The organism is Winogradskyella sp., assembly GCF_965228925.1.
Taxonomy (GTDB): Bacteria; Bacteroidota; Bacteroidia; order Flavobacteriales; family Flavobacteriaceae; genus Winogradskyella.
The window spans coordinates 3580659-3600454 of record NZ_OZ245845.1; the positions used below are offsets into that span (position 1 = coordinate 3580659).

The 19796-nt window shown below is 36.2% G+C and carries 17 protein-coding genes; 13 read left to right on the top strand and 4 right to left on the bottom strand.

Features of this window, described 5'->3' with window-relative positions:
- The first annotated feature begins 153 nt into the window (after positions 1–153).
- From ACO052_RS14760 to ACO052_RS14810, 11 genes are all read left to right on the top strand, one after another.
- Positions 154–1029, top strand: a complete 876-nt coding sequence (locus ACO052_RS14760) for an O-antigen ligase family protein (protein ID WP_422104550.1) — start codon at positions 154–156, stop codon at positions 1027–1029.
- Complete coding sequence (locus ACO052_RS14765) at positions 1001–1582, top strand: serine O-acetyltransferase (protein ID WP_422104551.1); 582 nt, start codon at positions 1001–1003, stop codon at positions 1580–1582. Before ACO052_RS14760 ends, ACO052_RS14765 begins: the two co-directional genes overlap by 29 nt.
- A gap of 9 nt (positions 1583–1591) precedes the next feature.
- A complete protein-coding gene (locus tag ACO052_RS14770; RefSeq protein ID WP_422104552.1) occupies positions 1592–2671 on the top strand; it encodes a glycosyltransferase in 1080 nt (359 codons plus the stop codon).
- A 70-nt stretch (positions 2672–2741) separates the two neighbouring features.
- Positions 2742–3905 carry a glycosyltransferase gene (locus ACO052_RS14775; RefSeq protein WP_422104553.1) on the top strand — a complete coding sequence of 388 codons (1164 nt, stop codon included), beginning with the start codon at positions 2742–2744 and terminating at the stop codon, positions 3903–3905.
- 5 nt (positions 3906–3910) lie between these two features.
- Entirely contained in the window at positions 3911–5815 is a 1905-nt protein-coding gene (gene asnB / locus ACO052_RS14780; protein ID WP_422104555.1) for an asparagine synthase (glutamine-hydrolyzing), read from the top strand.
- Between the two features lie 5 nt (positions 5816–5820).
- Positions 5821–6954: a glycosyltransferase family 4 protein gene (locus ACO052_RS14785; RefSeq protein WP_422104556.1), complete on the top strand. Its 1134-nt coding sequence runs from the start codon at positions 5821–5823 to the stop codon at positions 6952–6954.
- Between the two features lie 135 nt (positions 6955–7089).
- Positions 7090–7719: a sugar transferase gene (locus tag ACO052_RS14790; RefSeq protein ID WP_422104557.1), complete on the top strand. Its 630-nt coding sequence runs from the start codon at positions 7090–7092 to the stop codon at positions 7717–7719.
- Positions 7720–8169: 450 nt separating this feature from the next.
- Positions 8170–9294 (top strand): DegT/DnrJ/EryC1/StrS family aminotransferase, encoded by a 1125-nt coding sequence (locus ACO052_RS14795; protein ID WP_422104558.1) that lies wholly within the window; start codon positions 8170–8172, stop codon positions 9292–9294.
- A complete protein-coding gene (locus tag ACO052_RS14800) occupies positions 9291–11198 on the top strand; it encodes a polysaccharide biosynthesis protein (RefSeq protein WP_422104559.1) in 1908 nt (635 codons plus the stop codon). The genes ACO052_RS14795 and ACO052_RS14800 overlap by 4 nt, the downstream gene beginning before the upstream one ends.
- 20 nt (positions 11199–11218) lie before the next feature.
- Positions 11219–12001, top strand: a complete 783-nt coding sequence (locus tag ACO052_RS14805) for a polysaccharide biosynthesis/export family protein (protein WP_422104560.1) — start codon at positions 11219–11221, stop codon at positions 11999–12001.
- 23 nt (positions 12002–12024) lie between these two features.
- On the top strand, positions 12025–14394 hold the full coding sequence (locus tag ACO052_RS14810) for a GumC family protein (RefSeq protein ID WP_422104561.1): 2370 nt from the start codon (positions 12025–12027) through the stop codon (positions 14392–14394).
- A 30-nt stretch (positions 14395–14424) separates the two neighbouring features.
- On the opposite strand, the gene ACO052_RS14815 is transcribed toward ACO052_RS14810, so the two are convergent.
- Positions 14425–15597, bottom strand: a complete 1173-nt coding sequence (locus ACO052_RS14815; protein ID WP_422104562.1) for a proline dehydrogenase family protein — start codon at positions 15595–15597, stop codon at positions 14425–14427.
- 100 nt (positions 15598–15697) lie between these two features.
- Here ACO052_RS14815 and aroB point away from each other — a divergent pair, with 100 nt between their 5' ends.
- Positions 15698–16768, top strand: a complete 1071-nt coding sequence (aroB, locus tag ACO052_RS14820; RefSeq protein ID WP_422104563.1) for a 3-dehydroquinate synthase — start codon at positions 15698–15700, stop codon at positions 16766–16768.
- Here aroB and ACO052_RS14825 read toward each other — a convergent pair.
- From ACO052_RS14825 to ACO052_RS14835, 3 genes are all read right to left on the bottom strand, one after another.
- Complete coding sequence (locus ACO052_RS14825; RefSeq protein WP_422104564.1) at positions 16765–17280, bottom strand: DinB family protein; 516 nt, start codon at positions 17278–17280, stop codon at positions 16765–16767. The two genes, aroB and ACO052_RS14825, sit on opposite strands and share 4 nt — an antisense overlap.
- A gap of 61 nt (positions 17281–17341) precedes the next feature.
- Positions 17342–17821 (bottom strand): Lrp/AsnC family transcriptional regulator, encoded by a 480-nt coding sequence (locus ACO052_RS14830; RefSeq protein WP_422104565.1) that lies wholly within the window; start codon positions 17819–17821, stop codon positions 17342–17344.
- A gap of 74 nt (positions 17822–17895) precedes the next feature.
- Complete coding sequence (locus ACO052_RS14835) at positions 17896–19041, bottom strand: M14 family zinc carboxypeptidase (protein WP_422104566.1); 1146 nt, start codon at positions 19039–19041, stop codon at positions 17896–17898.
- 305 nt (positions 19042–19346) lie between these two features.
- On the opposite strand from ACO052_RS14835, the gene ACO052_RS14840 reads away from it, so the two are divergent.
- Positions 19347–19763 carry a helix-turn-helix domain-containing protein gene (locus tag ACO052_RS14840; protein WP_422104567.1) on the top strand — a complete coding sequence of 139 codons (417 nt, stop codon included), beginning with the start codon at positions 19347–19349 and terminating at the stop codon, positions 19761–19763.
- Positions 19764–19796 lie beyond the last annotated feature (33 nt).

Here is a 19796-nt window from a genome sequence, read left to right on the forward strand (position 1 = left end):
GTATCAATTTTGTTGTTAACGGTCTATTACTTCCTTTCGGAGAAAACAGGATGGAACTGGAGAATGATAGTCATTGCATTATCGTACTTCGTTATTAGCGGTTTTCAATTCGATGGATTAACGCGAGATTTCATAATGGACTTTATTAAATATATGATTTTCTTAATATGTTGTTATGAACTCACCAAAAAGGTAACCAACCTCGAATTATTCCTATTTATACTCTTTGGTGCTCTCACCATTGGTTATGACGCGATTTTTGTACCTACAGATTTTGGAAGGTATTCTGGTTTTTATATAAATCCGAATGTCGCAGGGTTTATGTGCATTTATGGCTATTCGCTCGTTTATAGTCTTAAAAACTCGTCACTAAAACTATTTGGTCAGTTTGTGTTTACTTTAATGGGGCTATTGACATTTTCGCGTACATTTATTGTTATTTGGCTAATGCTTAATTTGATATCACTTCGTATTAGCATTAAAAACATTAGAATATTTGGTGTTGGTTTCTTAATTTTTAGTGTCCTAATAATTATTGATGAGACCGTTGGGTTAAACAATCCGCGTTTCGACCAATTAATGGGTATCGTAAAAAATGAGCAAGTTTCAGTAGAGGAAATAAATGAAGATAATCGGGCAGATACATGGGCGGAATTCTATGATGCCATTTTTCAAAAGCCGATATTCGGTTACGGCTATGGCAAATTTTCTGGTAAATTAGGAGCTAAAGGAACTCATAATACTTATCTGATGATTGTTGGTGAAGCTGGTATTATTCCATTTTTCCTTTTTCTTGCTTACATAAGTTATTTGTTTTATTGGAGCATTTATTATTTCAAAGAAAAACCCAATCTAATAATGCAAACCATTGCCCTCGCCATGTTTTTATTAGCAAATCACAACTTTTTTACGTTTTATTTTGTTTCTTTTACAGCAATGTGGATTCAATATCAAATTTACGCTTCGAAACAAGCACTAGTTTTAGATAACGAACAAAATTATGATACAGTCGAAAAAAGATTATCTTGATTATTTGGCCCAAGACAAAGTTGCTTTAGGAGTCAAAGGCCATTCATTAGAACAAAAGATAATAGGTTACATTTCGCCTAATCCTATTTGGACCTTTCAAAAAAGACTGCGTAAGTTAGAATACTACAGTAATTGCAAAAACAAGGGTTTATTTAAAATCTATGTGTATTATTTAAGATTCTTATTTAAAAAGACATCGGTCAAGTTGGGGTTTTCAATTCCGATTAACGTTTTCGGACCGGGTCTTGCCATCATACATTATGGAACAATTGTGGTTAACATTGCGACCAAAGTCGGTAAAAACTGCAGAATGCATGCGGGCGTCAATATTGGAGCCTCGGGTGGTAGTAAAAAAGCCCCCGTCATTGGTAATAATGTTTATATCGGTCCCGGAGCCAAAATTTATGGGGATATCCAAATTGCTGATAATTGTGCCATTGGTGCCAACGCCGTAGTTAATAAAACGTTCTTGGAATCATCCAAATCAATCGCTGGGGTTCCGGCAAAAGTCATTGGTGACGTCGACATAACATCTATTATTACTCATATTTAAACCTTTAAAATGAAAAAAATAAAGATTGCTTTTGTTTTACCCACTTTACACGCAGGTGGTGCAGAGCGGGTAATGTCATTCTTATCGGAAAACCTCGATAAGTCAAAATTCAATTGTAGTCTTGTGGTTGTCGGACATGAAAAGAATAGCAAGTACAACATTAATAATATTCCCGTTTATTTTTTAAATAAAGATAGAGTAGCTACTTCCATACCATCATTAATTAGAGTTTTAAAAAAACTTAAGCCAGATATTGCGATCAGCTCTATTTCTCATATAAATTCAGTTATGGGTATGATTTCTTTCATATTCCCAAAGACCATATTTATCGGTCGAGAAGCGAACGTATTAAGTGTAGTTAAAGACTACAAAGGCCAATCCAAACGGTTGGGCAATCTCATTTCCCCTAGTAAAAGTTATAAGCTCCTCGATTTAATTATTTGTCAATCAAAAGACATGTACCATGATATGCATCATAATTTTAAGGTGCCGAAGCGTAAACTTAGGGTTATAAATAACCCTATAACTGACAAATTTCAGTTAAAAGCGCATTACGAAAGGGATGACAATGAACTTAAATTTATTACGGTCGCTGCGCTTAAAAAACAAAAAGGACACGAACGTATATTAAGAGTATTGGCCAAATTGAATTTACCATTTCAATACACCATTGTTGGTAATGGCAGTGAAAAAGACCCATTGTTCAAATTAATTGAACAGCTCGGTCTTCATAGTAAAATACACCATGTCCCGTATACCAGTGAAGTGCCTAAATATCTTGCTGAACATGATTTTTTTCTACAAGGTTCTTATGTTGAGGGTTTCCCAAACGCTTTAATCGAGAGTTGTGCTGTCGGAACCCCAGTTTTGGCTTTTGATGCCCCTGGTGGATTAAACGAAATCATAGAGCCCGAAATTAACGGTCTTGTTGCTGAAAATGAAGACGAATATCTTGAAAATATCATTAAAGCTTCTCAAAAAATTGAATGGAACCCTGATGTTATTAGAACATCTGTCTATAAAAAATTTAATAGCGAAAAGATTCTAAAAGCCTACGAAGATCTTTTTATAGAAGTCCTAAAAAAATAGCCCTATTTTCGTTTAAACATTAAAAACTTACCATTATCGAGAAAATAGGTATAGTATATTAATAGTTGCTATGTTTGACACTAATATGCCCCTAAATCAGAAAAATATTGCAATTCTAAGCATATCACTTACGAGCGGAGGAGCAGAAAAAGTGATCAGCTTACTTCTAAAGGAACTACGGAACGATTATAAGGTCACTTTGGTTTTGTTTCATGGCGTTTTACACTTTCCTGTTCCCGAAGGTGTTGAGGTTTTTGCTATGAGCGATAAATCACAGAATAGACCTTTCTATAAAAAGTTCTTTGATCTCATACGCTTTATTTTCATCTATTATCGTTTTATTAAAAAGCGTAACATTGAGATTTCCATTTCATTTTTAGCATTTCCAAACTTAATTAATGGCGTCGTTGCGAGTTTCAATAAAAATGTAAAGACCATTATTAGTGAAAGAGGATTTCCTTCAGATAATGTAACCAGTAAACTGTCATTTTATATTTCTAAGATCTTCTACCCTATCCTATATAATAAGTGCGATAAGCTATTTTCAAACTCCGTTTATATCAATAATGATCTAAAGGATAATTTTGGTGTTAAAATTCCGATGGAAGTCATTTATAACCCTATTGAATTACCTGATAAAACCATAAATCCAGAGCGTTTAAATACACAGACCAATAAGCTGAAACTTATAACAGCAGGCACTATTAACAAGAGAAAAAATCATATCATGGTGGTAAGAGCTATTAACGCATCTGAGCTAGATTATGATTTTTCCATTCTTGGCGATGGCGACTTAAGATCCTATTTAACTGAAGAAATAGCTAAGTTTAAATTAGAAGACCAAGTCTCCTTAAAAGGAAAAGTCAAAAATGTGAACGACTACCTCATAGCAAATGAATGTTTTGTTCTATCGTCTTTTACGGAGGGCTTCCCTAACGCATTAATTGAAGCTATGGCCGTAGGTTTACCTTGTGTCTCAACAAATTGCCTGTCTGGGCCTTTAGAGCTTTTAAATGAAAATGAGGCTGTTGATATTAAAAATGGCGAATTTTGTATTGGTAAATATGGTTTACTGGTTAACAACGATGACCACATCGGATTAAGTAAGGCTTTAGATTATTATCATGCAAATCCGGAAGAAAGGGAACGCTTTGGTCGCCTAAGCTTAGAGCGCGCAAAAGCTTATGAGCTGACATCAATTTACAGCCAATTCAATCAATTTATTAAAAGTTAAAACCTATGTGCGGAATTAACGGACTTATAGATAAATCTAAGATGAGCGAAGCTAAAATGTCTTCTACGCTCAATGCTATGAACGACCTTATTTTACACAGGGGTCCGGATGAAGATGGTGTTTTCGCAGAGCAGAACGACAATTGCTCAGTCGGAATGGGTATGAGACGTCTTTCTATTATCGATTTATCTTCTGGAACACAGCCCATATTCTCTGATGATAAGCAGATTGTTATCGTCTTTAACGGAGAAATCTATAACTATAAATCTATAAAATCCAGATTAGAATCCGAAGGTGTCACTTTCCATACATCGAGTGATACCGAAGTGATTTTAAAAGCCTATGAAAAATATGGAGTTACGTCCTTTCAGTGGTTAGATGGTATGTACGGATTTAGTATTTATGATAAGAAAATAAACAAAGTCTTCATCGCGCGCGATTTCTTTGGTGAAAAGCCCTTATACTATACACATACCGAAAAAGAATTTATCTGGGCTTCAGAATTAAAATCCATAATCAAGACCATAGATTTTACGCCTAAGATCTCGAAAAAAGGATTGAATCTCTATTTTAGATTAACCTATATTCCAGCGCCTCATAGCATTTATGAAGGTATCCATAAATTGGAAGCCAATCATTATATCGCCTATGACTTGGCGTCTCATACCACTAATATTCATGAAATTAATGTCGAGCCAAAGCCAAAGACCATAAGCATGTCCTTTGAGGATGCTAAAGCGAAAACAAAAGAAATGGTCTATAACACTGTGGATAGCAGATCTATTGCCGATGTGGGCTTAGGCACATTTTTGTCTGGTGGTGTAGATTCATCCATTATCTCGCTTTGTCTTTCACAGACCACTGATAAAAAGATAGATACGTTCTCCATAGGCTTCAAAAAAGCGTCCTATGACGAAACGGACAAATCTCGAGTCGTGGCAGACATGATAAACAGTAATCACCATGAGTTCATCATCGATGAAGATGATTTAAAGAATAATATCCACGATATCTTGGTTAATTTTGATGAACCATTCTCAGATAGTGCAGCCTTACCCACGCACCTATTGTCGGAAAAAACACGAGAACATGTGACCGTAGCACTAACAGGTGATGGTGGTGACGAAGTATTTGGTGGTTATAACAAGTATTATATCGGCAAAATGAACAAGCGATATACGAGCGTGGTTCCTAAAGGCATACATAAAACCATCTTAAAACTGAGTCAAAAATTATTGGTAGATAAGGATGATACCAGAGGCAAGAAATTTCGAATCAATAGATTGCTTAATGCCATAAATTACAATGGCGACTTCTATTGGGATATTATTTCTTTGGCTAACACAAACAAGCAGCTTGCCGAAATCATGTTATCCGAATACTATGACGATGATATTTTTAAACAGTATAAGGCCATTTTAGGCAAGGAAAAAATAGAAAGTCTTACAGATTTTAGACTAGTAGATAAAATATGCAGCTTAGAAGGTGGTATGTTGGCGAAGGTAGATCGTACAAGTATGATGACGTCTTTAGAATGCCGAGCACCTTTTTTAAATAGAGAATTATGGGAGTTTACAAACACATTACCAGAAAGCTATTTAATGAAAGGTTGGAACAAAAAATACATTCTAAAAGAAGCATTTAAGGATCAATTTCCAGATGAATTCTTATACAAAAGCAAAAGCGGATTTGGCAGCCCTACAGGGGATTGGTTAAGACAGAGCTTGCGACAAGAGCTTGAGAGTTATATAGAGCCCAATATGCTAAAAGCCCAAGGTATATTTAATGTTGAAGTGATTACCAAACTGGTGAAGGACCATTTGGATAGCAAAAAAGACAGTACGTTCAGGGTTTGGTCGTATTACTGCTTCCAAAAGTGGTATACCTATAATTTCCTTAAGCAAAATTAAAAACGATGGACAAAAAACGCATCTTATTAATAGCATCTTATGATGGATCTTTAATTAGGTTTAGAGGGGATTTTATAAAAAGCCTGCTCAATGCTAATTTTGATGTTTTTGCTGCAGCACCAAACTTTGCGAAACAAAACCGTGCGCAAATTTCTGAAATGGGCGCTACACCCATTGAGTTTAATTTGCAACGTACCGGTTTAAACCCGCTAAAAGATATAGCGTCCATCAAGGCGTTAAAGCGCATTATTAAAAACCATAAGATCGATTTGGTTTTCCCGTATACCGTAAAACCTGTAATCTATGGTTCTATGGCGGCTAATAGCTGTAAAGTTCCTGTAATATCGCTTATTACGGGATTAGGATATACATTTACAGGAGGCTCTAGCAAAGCAAAACTTCTTCAGAAGTTTAATGAGACCCTGTATAAATTATCAATTCGAAAAAATAAAGTTATCGTCTTTCAAAATAAAGATGATCATCAATTATTATTAGAGCGAAAGGTCATTTCTAAAGCACAAAAGGTAGATTTTGTCAGTGGTTCTGGTGTTAACTTAAAAGAATTTTCATTCAAGGAAAAGAATCCAACGGATAAGGTTAGTTTTCTTTTTATTGCCAGATTGATTAAAGAGAAAGGTGTGGCACTCTATCTGGAAGCATCTAAAATTTTAAAGGAAAAATATCCTAAAGCCGAATTCCATCTTATCGGTGCACCCGAAACTTCACCTTCGGCTATCACTGAAGAAGAACTCAACGATTTGCACGATAAAGGCATCATTATCTTTCACGGCAAACAAAACAATATAGAACAGCATTTGCACAAAACCGATGTATTTGTATTACCGAGTTATTATAGGGAGGGTTTACCTAGGACAACACTAGAAGCCTGTGCCTGTGGTAATCCTATTATCACCACGGATTCTGTGGGTTGTAGAGAGTCTGTTAAAGAAGGTGTTAATGGATTTTTAATTGAACCGAGGAATTTAGAAGCCTTGGTAAAACCCATGGAATATTTTATCACCAACCCAAAGAAAGTAAGGGAGATGGGATTAAATAGCAGGAAGTATGCAGAAGAACGTTTTGATGTCAATATTATTAATCAGGATTTAATAACTATTATAAAACAAGAGCTTTATTAACGATATTGCTTTTTTGATAAACTACTGAAAATGAACAATCCCAAAAAAAATTGATTTAAATTTATGGAGCCTCAGACGGATTGATTTTAAGATAAGCAAAAGACCATAGGCCTAAATTTATAAATACCTACAGCCATGAAAAATTTATATAAAATCCTAAAACGATTGGCAGATTTTTTAGCCTGCCTTATTGGTTTGATTATAATTTCTCCACTACTACTTACATTGATTGTAATTCTAGTAATCCTTAATAATGGGAAGCCTTTCTTTTATCAGCCAAGAGCAGGTTTAAAAGGCAAGCCCTTTACCATTATTAAGCTAAAGACTATGACCGATAAGACCGATGCAAATGGGGAATTACTCCCAGTGGCAGAACGCATTACTAAAATCGGAAGCTTTTGTAGAAAGTATTCTTTAGACGAGCTCCCACAATTGATCAATGTTATAAAAGGTGATATGAGCCTTATCGGACCAAGACCTCTTTTAATTAAATATTTGGAGTTGTATAATGAAGAGCAGATCAAACGACAAGATGTGCTTCCAGGTATTACAGGCTGGGCCCAGGTTAATGGCAGAAATGCCATAAGTTGGGAACAAAAATTTGATTTCGATGTCTATTATGTAAAGCATCAATCCCTCTTACTAGATCTAAAAATTCTCTTCAAAACCGTTGAAAAAGTCATAGGTTCTAAGGATATCAATAACTCTGAAGAGGTGGATATGCCCGCGTTCACGGGTTCAAAAAAGGAACCCTCTCGAGCTTAAATGCTGGCAACTACCTTAAATCAATCGTTTTATTTGAAGGGTAATGCATATTAAGACCATTATCAGTTGATCTTATAGTTTTCAATCTATTGTATTTAGAGTCGCAATAGCCTTTAGAATATTGTCATTAATGTCTTAGTGACCCTTTGATACCATAAACAATTTTGAAGATTTAAAACCAATGGCAGAAGATGAGAAGCGCACAAATATTTGTGAGCACTTTTTATCAATTAGTATCAACTAAAAAGTCAATTTACACTATATATAATCTACGATTGCAATTTAATAATAGGACGAGTTGACAACGTAAATATTTGCCTTTTATCGTCTTTATTTGTTGAGTCTCACATTATTGATGCATCTTTAAATCGATTTAATAATCATGTCCCAAATCCCTCTATGGCATGAAGTTGAACAAGTAATGTCTATCCATTACTTAACAATTGACTTATGAAACCTAAAATATGGTTGTCTTCTCCGCACATGTGTGGTTTAGAACAGACTTACATAAAAGAAGCTTTCGATACCAATTGGGTTGCCCCTTTAGGCCCCAATGTAAATGGTTTTGAAAATGACTTACAGCAATATCTTAATCAAGACAGGCATGTAGCAGCTTTAGCTTCAGGCACATCTGCACTTCATTTAAGTCTCATTTTACTTGGTGTCAGCCAAGGAGATGAAGTGATATGTCAAAGCAAAACCTTTTCTGCTTCAGCAAATCCGATTGTCTATCAAGGTGCAACACCAGTTTTTGTGGATAGCGAAAAGGATACCTGGAACATGTGCCCTACGCTCCTTGAAGAGGCCATAAAAAGTAGAATGTCCGATGGAAAAACACCAAAGGCCATCATTGCTGTTCACCTCTATGGTATGCCTTATAAAGTGGAAGAGATTCATTCTATAGCTCAAAAGTACAATATACCTGTTATAGAAGACAGTGCAGAATCTTTAGGAAGCCACTACAAAGGTCAAAACTGCGGTACCTTTGGCGATTTGGCTATATTGTCATTTAACGGCAATAAAATCATAACCACCTCAGGTGGTGGTGCTCTGGTTACAAAAACTATAGAGGACAAAGAAAAAGCCGTGTTCTTATCGACACAAGCCAGAGATAAAGCACCTCATTATGAACATTCGCATATCGGATATAATTATAGAATGTCAAATATCGTCGCTGGTATTGGAAGAGGACAAATGACCATTTTAGATAGTCACGTGGCAAAGCGCCGCTCCAATCACGAGTTGTATTCTAAGACCTTTAAGGATAATGAATACATGACCTTTCTAAAAGAACCTGAGGGTCACTTTTCTAACCGTTGGTTGTCCTGTGTCCTTCTGGATTCCAAAAAAACCCGCGAAGGTTTAAGATTAGCGATGGAAAAAGAGAATATCGAATCCAGACCCCTATGGAAACCTATGCATCAACAGCCCGTATTTAAGGACGCTCCCAGTTTTCTTAATGGCGTTTCAGATGATTTGTTTGACAGGGGATTATGTTTGCCTAGTGGTTCTAATCTTAGCAATCAAGACCTGGATAGAGTCATTTCTTCCATAAATATGTATTTTGCAGTATGATTGTTAAGTTTTTAAATAAAATATCTAAGCGATACGCTTCAAAATGGTTGGTATTACTATTCGATGTTTCGATAGTCGTTACTACCTTCTTTTTGGCCTATCTCATCAGATATAATTTTCAAATAGATTTTGACTTTTCAATCCTAATAAGGCAAATACCTTATGTAGCACTTGTAGCAGCGATTAGTCTAATCGCAGTAGGCTCTTATAAAGGCGTTGTAAGATTTACGGGATTCAAAGACATTGTCAATGTTATCATAGGCACCAATATATTAGCTACCATTCTTATATGTTGTACCTTCTTGAGTAGAAAATTTATGGATGAAGAAAGTATCCTTGACATTTCGGGATCAATCATCTATATCCATTTATTATTGAACATTCTATTTTTAATAGGTGCTAAACTGTTTATAAAATCGCTTTATAATCATATCACCCAAGATGTTCAAACAACGGCTAATGTGTTGATTTTCGGGGCTGGAAGTTCTGGAATGCTAACCTATGACGCTATTTTGAATGATACCAAGAATGGATTTGAGGTTGTTGGTTTTATTGATGATGATGAGCGAAAGATTGGTAAAAAGATCAACCTAATTAAGGTATATAGCCTTACCTCTATTGATAAGGATTTTATAGAAAAAAATGATGTTGAAGATGTTATCATCTCCATACAAAATATAGATCCTTCACGATTACTTCAAATTACCGGAAGTTTATTTTCTCTAGGACTTAAGGTAAAAATAGTGCCTCCTGTTCAAAGTTGGATCGATGGGGATTTAAGTGTTGGCCAGATCAAAGAAGTAAAGATTGAAGACCTATTGGGACGAGATCCAATCAATATTAAAAATCCAGATTTAGAAGATCAATACGATAATAAAGTCATTTTAATCACAGGAGCTGCTGGGTCTATTGGTAGTGAAATCTGCAGAAAAGTTAGTCTATACAACTATAAAAAATTAATCCTTGTTGACAACGCAGAGTCTGCATTATACGACATACAGCAAGAGTTTAAACAACTTGGGCTTTCAAGCATAGATGCCATTGTAGCCGATGTGAGAAATAAGACTAGGATTGACCAAATTTTTAACCAGTATAAACCAAAGATTGTTTTTCATGCTGCGGCGTATAAGCATGTTCCTTTAATGGAAAATAACCCTTTTGAAGCGGTTAGTGTTAATATTGGCGGTACCAAAAATGTTGCGGACGTTGCCGTAAAGCACAGCGTCGACAAATTTGTCTTAATATCTACTGATAAAGCCGTCAACCCTACCAATGTCATGGGTGCAACAAAGCGCATCGCTGAGCTTTATGTCACCTGTCTAAAAGGAAAAGGGCACACCAAGTTTATTACAACAAGATTTGGTAATGTATTGGGATCTAATGGTTCTGTTATTCCGTTATTTAAAAAACAAATAGAAAAGGGTGGCCCATTAACGGTGACCCATAAGGAAATCACCCGTTATTTTATGACAATTCCAGAGGCCTGTCAACTGGTTTTGGAAGCTGCGGCTATGGGCAATGGAGGCGAAATATTTGTCTTTGATATGGGTGAACCTATTAAGATATTTAACCTAGCAAAGAATATGATCATCCTTTCAGGACTGCGTTATCCTGAAGATATTAATATTAAGATCACTGGTCTTAGACCAGGCGAAAAGATATACGAAGAGCTTCTAGCTGATGGTGAAAACACAAAGAAGACCTATCATGAAAAAATTATGATTGCAAAATCGAGATTTGTGGATATCACTGAAGTAGAAAAGGGAATCAATAAGCTAACATCTATAAACTCATTGACGCAACCCTTAGAAATCGACTCGTCAATTAAATCTTTAATTCCCGAGTATGTTTCCAATAATTCGACCTATGAAGTATTGGATACAAAGAACAATCCGAACTTATAAACATAACCTATAAACATCTTATGAAAACTCGCCACTTTTTAATTCTATTTTTAGCAATTGTTACGTTGACTTCTTGTGGATCAAGAAAGAATATTGTTTATTTTCAAGATGAGCCGATAAGTGATATTATTACCTCTGAACCAAAGCAACTTATCTATAAACCAGATGATATTTTAACAATCAATGTATCTGCTTTAGACCCAGAAACCGTAGTACCATTTAATTTAACGCTGGTTGCTGGTGGTTTGAATAATAATCCGCTAAATGCACAAGGTGGCTTACAACAACAGACCTATTTAATCGATTATGATGGTAACATAGAGTTTCCTGTCCTAGGGACTTTAAAGGTCGCGGGTTTAACAAGGACGGAGCTTACGGATATGCTTACACAAAAGATTTCAGAATACGCCAAAAACCCTATTGTCAATGTAAGATTAGCAAACTTTACGGTGACCATTCTAGGTGAAGTTAGAAACCCTGGAACATTTACCATACAAGACGAAAGAATTACGGTTTTGGAAGCCTTAGGTCTCGCCGATGACTTAACTATTTTTGGAAAGCGAAAAAATGTGCTGTTGATAAGAGAAGTTGATGGAAAGAAAAAATTTGCAAAAATCGATTTAACCTCAATCAATAGTGTCAATTCACCCGTTTATTATTTGCAACAAAATGACGTGATCTATGTTGAGCCTAACACGGCTAAAATAAGAGCTTCAACATTCAATCAAAATAATTCTATTCTAATTTCTGCAATTGGAACCTTGACTACCATTGTAGCGGTATTTTTGGCTAACAGTAATTAAAATAGTTTTTTTATTTTCACTTCATGGAATCTAAACCCATTTCAGTAACCGCAGATATAAAACAAAAGCTAGAATTATTTCTCTCCTATTGGAGGTGGATTTTGCTTTGTATCATATTGGCCATAGCGCTAGGCTTTGCCCATTTAAGGTATGCCACCTATCAATATAAGGCATCTGCTACGATTCAGATTCAAGAAGAAAAACAAGCGGCCAAGCTTCCGAGTATCGAAGATATTGGAAGTGACGGGCTATTCTCTGGTGGTTCTGATAAAATCAAGGACGAGATTCAAATTATCAATTCCCGTACGTTATTGGCCAATATTATAAAAACATTAAAGCTGAATGTCCGGGTTTTTGAACAAGGGAAAATAAAGGAAAAAGAACTTTATGTAAATCCACCTATTAGTATAAGTTTTTTTGAAAGTGACTCTGTAATAAATAATATCAACGCTAATATATTCATCAAAGTAAAGTCGGATACAGAATTTGTTTTGTTCCAAGATGATGGGAAATCGATTATTGATGACAGAGATGAAACTGAAGGAACCGTATATGCCTTCGGTGATAAAATTGACTCAGATTACGGTGGCTTTGTCTTGGTACCCAATGTTGGTATTCATGCACCGAAAATAGGAAGTAATATCAAGATTAAAATAAGTCGTGTTTCTAGTCTGGTTAGTTATTACCGAGCTAGTCTACAAGCAACTACCCAAAAAGGTTCTAGTGTCATAGGGCTTACCCTGAACGAAACTGTTGCCCAAAAGGCAGTAGACTTTTTAGATCAGTTAATTTTAGAATACAACAATGATGTCCTAAGAGATAAAGAAGACGTGGTTAAAGTAACCTCCGATTTTATCAATAAACGTCTTGAACAAGTACAACAAGAACTTGGTGAGGTCGAATCTAATGTAGAACAAATTCAACAGCAAAACAGCCTTGCGGATTTGGGGTCTCAAACCAACTTAAATTTAAAAGCAAAAAAACAGCTCGAGCAAGACATTGCATCAACGGCTACCAATATACAAATGATCTCTTATTTGCAAGAAGAATTGAATGATGAGAATAAGATCAGTGATATGTTACCTGCAAATATTGGTATTGGAGATGGCAATACAGCGCTCATCATTCAGCGTCATAACGATTTGGTGGCAAAAAGAGATCAGTTACTTAAAACAAGTACCGAAAAAAATCCGGTTGTTGTTCAACTAAACAATCAGATTAATGCCCTTAAAACTAATCTCGAAAGTTCATTGAGCAGCATGAAAAAAACATCTGAGCTCACTTTGGACAACTTGAATTCAGAAAATGACCGAATCAGTGGACAACTCTATGTAGCGCCCACGAAAGCAAGAATGTTTAGAGGGGTGCGAAGACAACAAGACATAAAAGAATCGCTGTATTTATATTTGTTAGAGAAACGCGAAGAAACCGCAATTAGGTTAGGTATGTATACCGCTAATGCGAAAGTTATAGACCATGCTTATTCGTCATATAAACCCGTTTCACCCAACAGAACAATTACGTATCTAGGTTCATTTATATTAGGGCTTCTAATCCCGATTGGTATTATTTATATTACGGATTTGTTAGATTCAAAATTGTATACTAAAGACGATCTGGTTAGTATTTTGGATGTGCCCTATCTCGGTGATATCCCTAAGTCACCTAAAAAAACAAAGCTTGTTAAAAAGTCTGACTATTCCCCTATGGCCGAAGCGTTCAGGATTGTTAGGTCCAATATAGATTTTATGCTCAAGGGCGTTAGTGGGAAAGCCAAGAAATTATTCATTACGTCGACCAAAGCGCAGGAAGGAAAATCGCACACCAGTACTAATCTGGCCATGTCAATATCCTATTCTAGCAAGTCCGTACTGCTTATAGAGATGGATATTAGAGTCCCAAAGATTTTAGACTATCTCTACATAAAGGAGAAGCCAAAAAAAGGACTATCCGATTACATTGCAGATAAATCTATAAAGCCTCAAGATATTGTTGTAAAGCATCCTGACAATAGCTTTTTGGATATTATTCCATCGGGTACCATACCACCAAACCCTTCTGAATTACTAATGAGCGATAGGGTTGCCGAGTTGTTTAAGTTTTATGAAAACAAATACGATTACATTATTGCAGACACCTCTGCTGTTGGTTTAGTGAGCGATACTTTGCTAATATCAAAGTATGCAGACATGTTTGTTTATGTCGTGAGCGCCGATGGTGTAGATAAAAGACGCTTGGTAAGTGTTATAAAGCCACTCTATGATAAAGACAGGCTTCCGAATATAACAATGCTCCTCAATGGCGTTAAACCTGGTAAGAAAGGTTATGGTTATGGCTATGGTTATGGCACCAATCCAAATCGGAAAAAGAAATGGTACAAATTCTCAAAATAGAGATTTGAGATCGACCTTTTGGATGTACTATTATAGTTTGCGCCTTTTCTTTTCTGCTTTCAGTAACTCTAATTCCCGATTAGTCTGACCGGCAACCGACGTATTTTCTTCGGCTCTTCTAATTAAATAGGGCATCACGTCCTTTACCGGACCAAAAGGAATGTATTTGGCAACATTATATCCTAAAGCCGCAAGATTATAGCTGATATGGTCACTCATCCCATATAATTGACCAAACCAAACACTGTTATTATTCTTGTGGATACCTATTTTTTCCATAAGTTCCATAGCCAGATAGCAACTGTCTTCATTATGGGTGCCAACAAACAGGGAAATATCATCCGTATGCTCCAATATATAAGTGAGTGCATTATTGAAATTATCGTCCGTTGCCTTTTTATTTTCACAAATTGGAGAAGAATATCCTTTTTCCTCAGCTCTTTGACGCTCTTTTTCCATGTAAGCTCCGCGAACAATCTTCATGCCTACTTTAAACCCTGATGTCTTAGCACGCTCATGAAGTGCCTTAAGGTACTCTAAGCGATCCCAACGATAACACTGAAGCGTATTATACACTATGGCCTTATCTGTGTTGTAGCCGCGCATCATTTGCTCGACCAAATCGTCTGCTGCATCTTGCATCCAACTTTCTTCGCCATCAATCAGCACTTCTACATCTTTTTCCTTTGCCAATTTGCAAACGGCATCAAATCGTTCCACTACCCTATTCCATTCCTCTTGCTCCACTTCTGTAAAATCAAGGCCTTCCGTCTTTTTTTGATAGAGCGCAAAGCGACCAAAGCCCGTCGGTTTAAAAACCACGATAGGCATGGCATCCTTTTCATCGCAAAAATGAATAATCTTCAATATTTTTTCTAAGGCATTATCAAACTGCTGCTCTGTTTCTTTTCCCTCAACCGAATAATCTAAAACAGAACTTACACCTTTTAAATAGAGCTTATCTATGACCGGGAGACAATCTTCTTCATTAACACCTCCGCAAAAATGATCGAATACCGTAGAACGTATTAATCCTTCAACTGGTAAATTGGCTTTAAGAGCGAAATTGGTGGCCGCTGTACCTATGCGCACCAATGGCTGGGAAGAAATCATTTTAAACAGAAAATAAGCACGTTCCAATTCAGAATCGGATTTCAGTGCAAAAGCGATGTCCGTGTTTTCAAAGAGAGAGCGGTTGATCATAGATTATGAAACTAGTGATTGCAAATATATTTAATCCGCGGCTTACTTTTTTCTCAAAAAGGGAGTATTTTCACGGCATCAATTTAGGAACTTTTTTAAAATGACGTCCATAACCACTAAAAATGCCATAGTTCACTTTAATGACAAGGTATATTCAGAACTCAATGCATACATAAAGGCTTCCAACCCTTCTAAGATATTTGTATTGGTCGATACCAATACCCACGACTATTGTTTGCCACACTTTTTGTCGCGCTTAGAGTCTGGAGATATTGTAGTCGAAGTCATGGAAATGCCAGAAGGCGAAGATCACAAAACCATAGATATATGCACAGGGGTTTGGGAAGCCTTATCAGAATACCATGCCGACCGTAAAAGCTTGCTTATTAATCTAGGCGGCGGTGTTGTCACCGACCTTGGGGGCTTCGTTGCTAGTACCTATATGCGAGGTATCGATTATATCAATGTTCCCACGTCGTTGTTGGCTATGGTCGACGCTTCTGTCGGCGGAAAAACAGGAGTTGATCTTGGAGTCTTAAAGAATCAAATTGGTGTTATTAGTGAAGGCAGCATGGTTTTAATCGATACGTCTTATCTTGAAACACTACCGCCAAACCAGATGGTTTCGGGTTATGCCGAAATGCTAAAACATGGATTGATCTACGACAAGACCTATTGGGAACGTCTGGTCGACCTGGAGAACTTAAGCAGCACTGTTTTAGATGGATTGATTTATGATTCAGTGGTCATAAAGAACAAGGTCGTGTCAGAAGATATTACCGAACAAGGTTTGAGAAAAATCTTGAATTTTGGGCATACACTTGGCCATGCTATAGAAAGTTACTTTTTGGGCAATGCAGACAAAACCCCTCTATTACATGGGGAAGCTATCGCCATCGGAATGCTATTAGAGGCTTATCTTTCTGTTAAACTCACTGGTTTAACTATGACCGAGTTTGAAGCCATAAAAAGCGGAATACTCAAAACATTTTCAAAAGTTGAGATTAGCGAAAATGATCAAAAAGTTATCATGAACTTACTCGTACATGATAAAAAGACGAGTCATGGAACAGTGAAGTTTGTTCTCTTAGAAGCTATTGGTCAACCAAAAATCAACTGCGAAGTGAGCAATGAATTGATCTTAGAAGCTTTTAAAGATTATAACTCCTAAAGGTAGCGTTCTTTGATAACCGCCATGTGATGATTCTCATGACCGGATATGATATAGCCTAAGGCTCTTACCGATATAGCCGAACCGCTTGCCTCTCCAATACGGAGTAATACCTCTTCTTCAAAACTACCAAAGAGCGCAATGGTACTGCTTCTAACCGCCTTATATTCCTCGATAAGGCTTTTGAAAGATCTATTGGCCGCATGAGCATTAGCCACATAAATATCCTGATCAAAACCAGCCAACGGTGTTTTATCTCCTCTGGCAATTCGCAACGCTCTGTAAGCAAAAACACGTTCGGCATCAATAATGTGGAGCAGCAGGTCCTTAATGGTCCACTTGCCATCTGCATAGGCATAATTGTGTTTTTCCTCTGGAATTTCAGATAGAAATATCATCCCCTTTTTAAGGTTAATAGCTAGACCTTCTACAATGTTGGCACTAGTGGCTTTGTCGATATAAGATTTGTAATACTGATGGTATTCTGCGGTATTTAAGTGATTAGATGTCATAGAATTAGAATAAAAAAGCCCTTAGCATACTTACTAAGGGCCTTAATTTATAGCATATGAATTAAAGCTCATTAAATATGGTATGCATTAATCGTTTTTTATCATTAATGCTTTCTTCTAAAGATATCATAGTCTCAGTTCTGTAAACGCCATCTATATCATCTAACATAAAGATGATATCCTTGGCATGCATGGTATCTCTGGCACGTATCTTACAAAAAATATTAAACTTTCCAGTGGTTATATGTGCCACCGTAACATAAGGTATGCTTTCTATACGCTCTAATACAAACTTTGTTTGTGATGTATTTTGTAGAAAAACGCCAACATAAGCAATAAATGAATAGCCTAATTTTTTGTAATCTAAAGTTAGAGAAGATCCTTTGATGATTCCTGCTTCTTCCATTTTCTTAACACGTACGTGAACAGTACCTGCAGAAATCAATAATTTTTTTGCAATATCCGTAAAGGGAATACGTGTATTGTCTATAAGCATGTCTAGGATTTGGTGGTCAACTTCGTCTAATTTGAACTTCGCCATAATTGTATAATCTTTAAACTTTATGCAAAAATAAAGGATTTTCGTTATCAATTACGCATAATTTGAGAGTTTTTTTAAGGTTTTAGTACGATTTTTTCATTATTTATCAATACGAAATCGTTTTCGTTAGTAACTTTTATCTCCAAATTATCTCCACGTTTTACAATTTGCCCCTTAGCATCAATTTCTTTGTGCCCAAAAAAATCATCTAATTTTGAAATGGCCTCAACAGTAGGAACAAAATCAATTTTTCCATCATTAAGTCGTTCCACATATTGAATACCTAAGTCGACCAAATCCTGAGAATGATCCGAAATGCGCGCATTTCGTATGATGATATCATAAAATTGCTTACCGTTTTCCGATATTTCAAAATACCCTTCATAATCTATAGGTCCCATAGCGCTGGAAATAAGGTCTAGGCCCTTAAGAATGGCTATAAATACCAAACGCCTCACCTCTTCCCTATTATAATCATTAGGAAAATGACCTGCTTCATACAAAAGTGTTGGTACGCCAGAGCTTTGAAAAGTGTCGCCTACGCAATCGAGATTAAAACCATCATCATATCGTGCCACAGCATTGGGTATCTCTTGCTGTAAAATTTTGTTGATTTCAGAAATGAGGTGCATAGCCACTTTTCTATTGTGCGTCAAGCTCCGTTCAGAATCTTGTGCAGGTGAAAGAAATGATAATACGGAGGACATAGCGGTATGGCCTACGTTGTAAATGGTACGCTGACCGTGTAAATTAAAGCAATAATGAGGCTTAAAATCGTTAAAAACAGCGCTTAGCACCTGGCTTTCGGGTTGAGAGCGCCTCTGGGCGTCCCTATTTAAATCAACGCTATTGGCATTTAAGCGTGTATAGCGTTCAGCCCCATCCGGATTGAGTATTGGAATAGCCACTATTGTACAAGATTCTAGAATATGATTGGATATAGTATGACCCGTTAAAAACAGATTAAAACAGTCGAACAAGGCTTTTGTTGTGGTAGATTCATTGCCATGCATTTGCGACCATAAGAGTACTTTCTGTGGCCCAGTTCCGAACCGCAAACCGTAAATAGGTCTTTTTTCAACCGAATATCCAATAGTGGAAATATAGTCTCCAGGAATATTTTTAAAGCAATTTTCTATATGTGAATTTGTGATATATCTACCCGACAAAGCATCCGATTTTACATTCGGAAAAATGCGATTTAAAAATTCTAGAGTCATGGAGTGAACTGATTTGTTTACAAAAGTAACAATAAGAATATTTACAAATGTAAACACGTCAACTTCAACAAATAGTTACAATGATAAACACATTTGTTTCCATAAGTATACAAAATAGCTAGGAAAGTTGCTGAAAATAATACGTATCTCTATTTTAATTATTAAATATCATATTATCAGTATTTTAAATATTTAATATTAAATCAAAAGTTCAATAATTTTAAACTATATTTTACCTATTTTGCTCTTAGCAATATATTATTATTTACTTTTGTAACGTTATTAATAGGGATAATTCGTTTACAATGATAAACTCCGTAAATTTCACAAAACGACTACAAAAAATAATCGATTTTTACGATGAAACGGCCTCTAGCTTTGCCGCAAAAGTTGGTGTGCAACGCTCCAGTATTTCACATATTCTATCGGGCAGAAACAAGCCGAGTTTAGACTTTGTTATGAAAGTGCTTCACTCCTATCCTGAAGTAGATTTATATTGGTTGCTCAATGGCAAGGGCGAATTTCCAAAAACAAGTTTAGATCTATTTGAAACATCCACTTCGCAAACTTCCGATGTCAGAGATGCGATTTCGGAACAACCTGCCCTATCTTCTAACCCTGATCCTACAGCGCACGAAAAGGCCCCATTCGAGAAGGATTCTGAAATTGAAAAAATTGTCATCTTCTATAAAAACGGAACTTTTAAAAGTTACAAGCCCTAAATTTTCGATTTACTCGACTATCTTTGCACAAAG

Excerpts from the sequence above, each read along its gene's own strand:
- ACO052_RS14760 (WP_422104550.1), top strand. The coding sequence starts at position 154 with ATGATTTTCTTAATATGTTGTTATGAACTCACCAAAAAGGTAACCAAC.
- ACO052_RS14765 (WP_422104551.1), top strand. The coding sequence starts at position 1,001 with ATGATACAGTCGAAAAAAGATTATCTTGATTATTTGGCCCAAGACAAA.
- ACO052_RS14770 (WP_422104552.1), top strand. The coding sequence starts at position 1,592 with ATGAAAAAAATAAAGATTGCTTTTGTTTTACCCACTTTACACGCAGGT.
- ACO052_RS14775 (WP_422104553.1), top strand. The coding sequence starts at position 2,742 with ATGTTTGACACTAATATGCCCCTAAATCAGAAAAATATTGCAATTCTA.
- asnB (WP_422104555.1), top strand. The coding sequence starts at position 3,911 with ATGTGCGGAATTAACGGACTTATAGATAAATCTAAGATGAGCGAAGCT.
- ACO052_RS14785 (WP_422104556.1), top strand. The coding sequence starts at position 5,821 with ATGGACAAAAAACGCATCTTATTAATAGCATCTTATGATGGATCTTTA.
- ACO052_RS14790 (WP_422104557.1), top strand. The coding sequence starts at position 7,090 with ATGAAAAATTTATATAAAATCCTAAAACGATTGGCAGATTTTTTAGCC.
- ACO052_RS14795 (WP_422104558.1), top strand. The coding sequence starts at position 8,170 with ATGAAACCTAAAATATGGTTGTCTTCTCCGCACATGTGTGGTTTAGAA.
- ACO052_RS14800 (WP_422104559.1), top strand. The coding sequence starts at position 9,291 with ATGATTGTTAAGTTTTTAAATAAAATATCTAAGCGATACGCTTCAAAA.
- ACO052_RS14805 (WP_422104560.1), top strand. The coding sequence starts at position 11,219 with ATGAAAACTCGCCACTTTTTAATTCTATTTTTAGCAATTGTTACGTTG.
- ACO052_RS14810 (WP_422104561.1), top strand. The coding sequence starts at position 12,025 with ATGGAATCTAAACCCATTTCAGTAACCGCAGATATAAAACAAAAGCTA.
- ACO052_RS14815 (WP_422104562.1), bottom strand. The coding sequence starts at position 15,597 with ATGATCAACCGCTCTCTCTTTGAAAACACGGACATCGCTTTTGCACTG.
- aroB (WP_422104563.1), top strand. The coding sequence starts at position 15,698 with ATGACGTCCATAACCACTAAAAATGCCATAGTTCACTTTAATGACAAG.
- ACO052_RS14825 (WP_422104564.1), bottom strand. The coding sequence starts at position 17,280 with ATGACATCTAATCACTTAAATACCGCAGAATACCATCAGTATTACAAA.
- ACO052_RS14830 (WP_422104565.1), bottom strand. The coding sequence starts at position 17,821 with ATGGCGAAGTTCAAATTAGACGAAGTTGACCACCAAATCCTAGACATG.
- ACO052_RS14835 (WP_422104566.1), bottom strand. The coding sequence starts at position 19,041 with ATGACTCTAGAATTTTTAAATCGCATTTTTCCGAATGTAAAATCGGAT.
- ACO052_RS14840 (WP_422104567.1), top strand. The coding sequence starts at position 19,347 with ATGATAAACTCCGTAAATTTCACAAAACGACTACAAAAAATAATCGAT.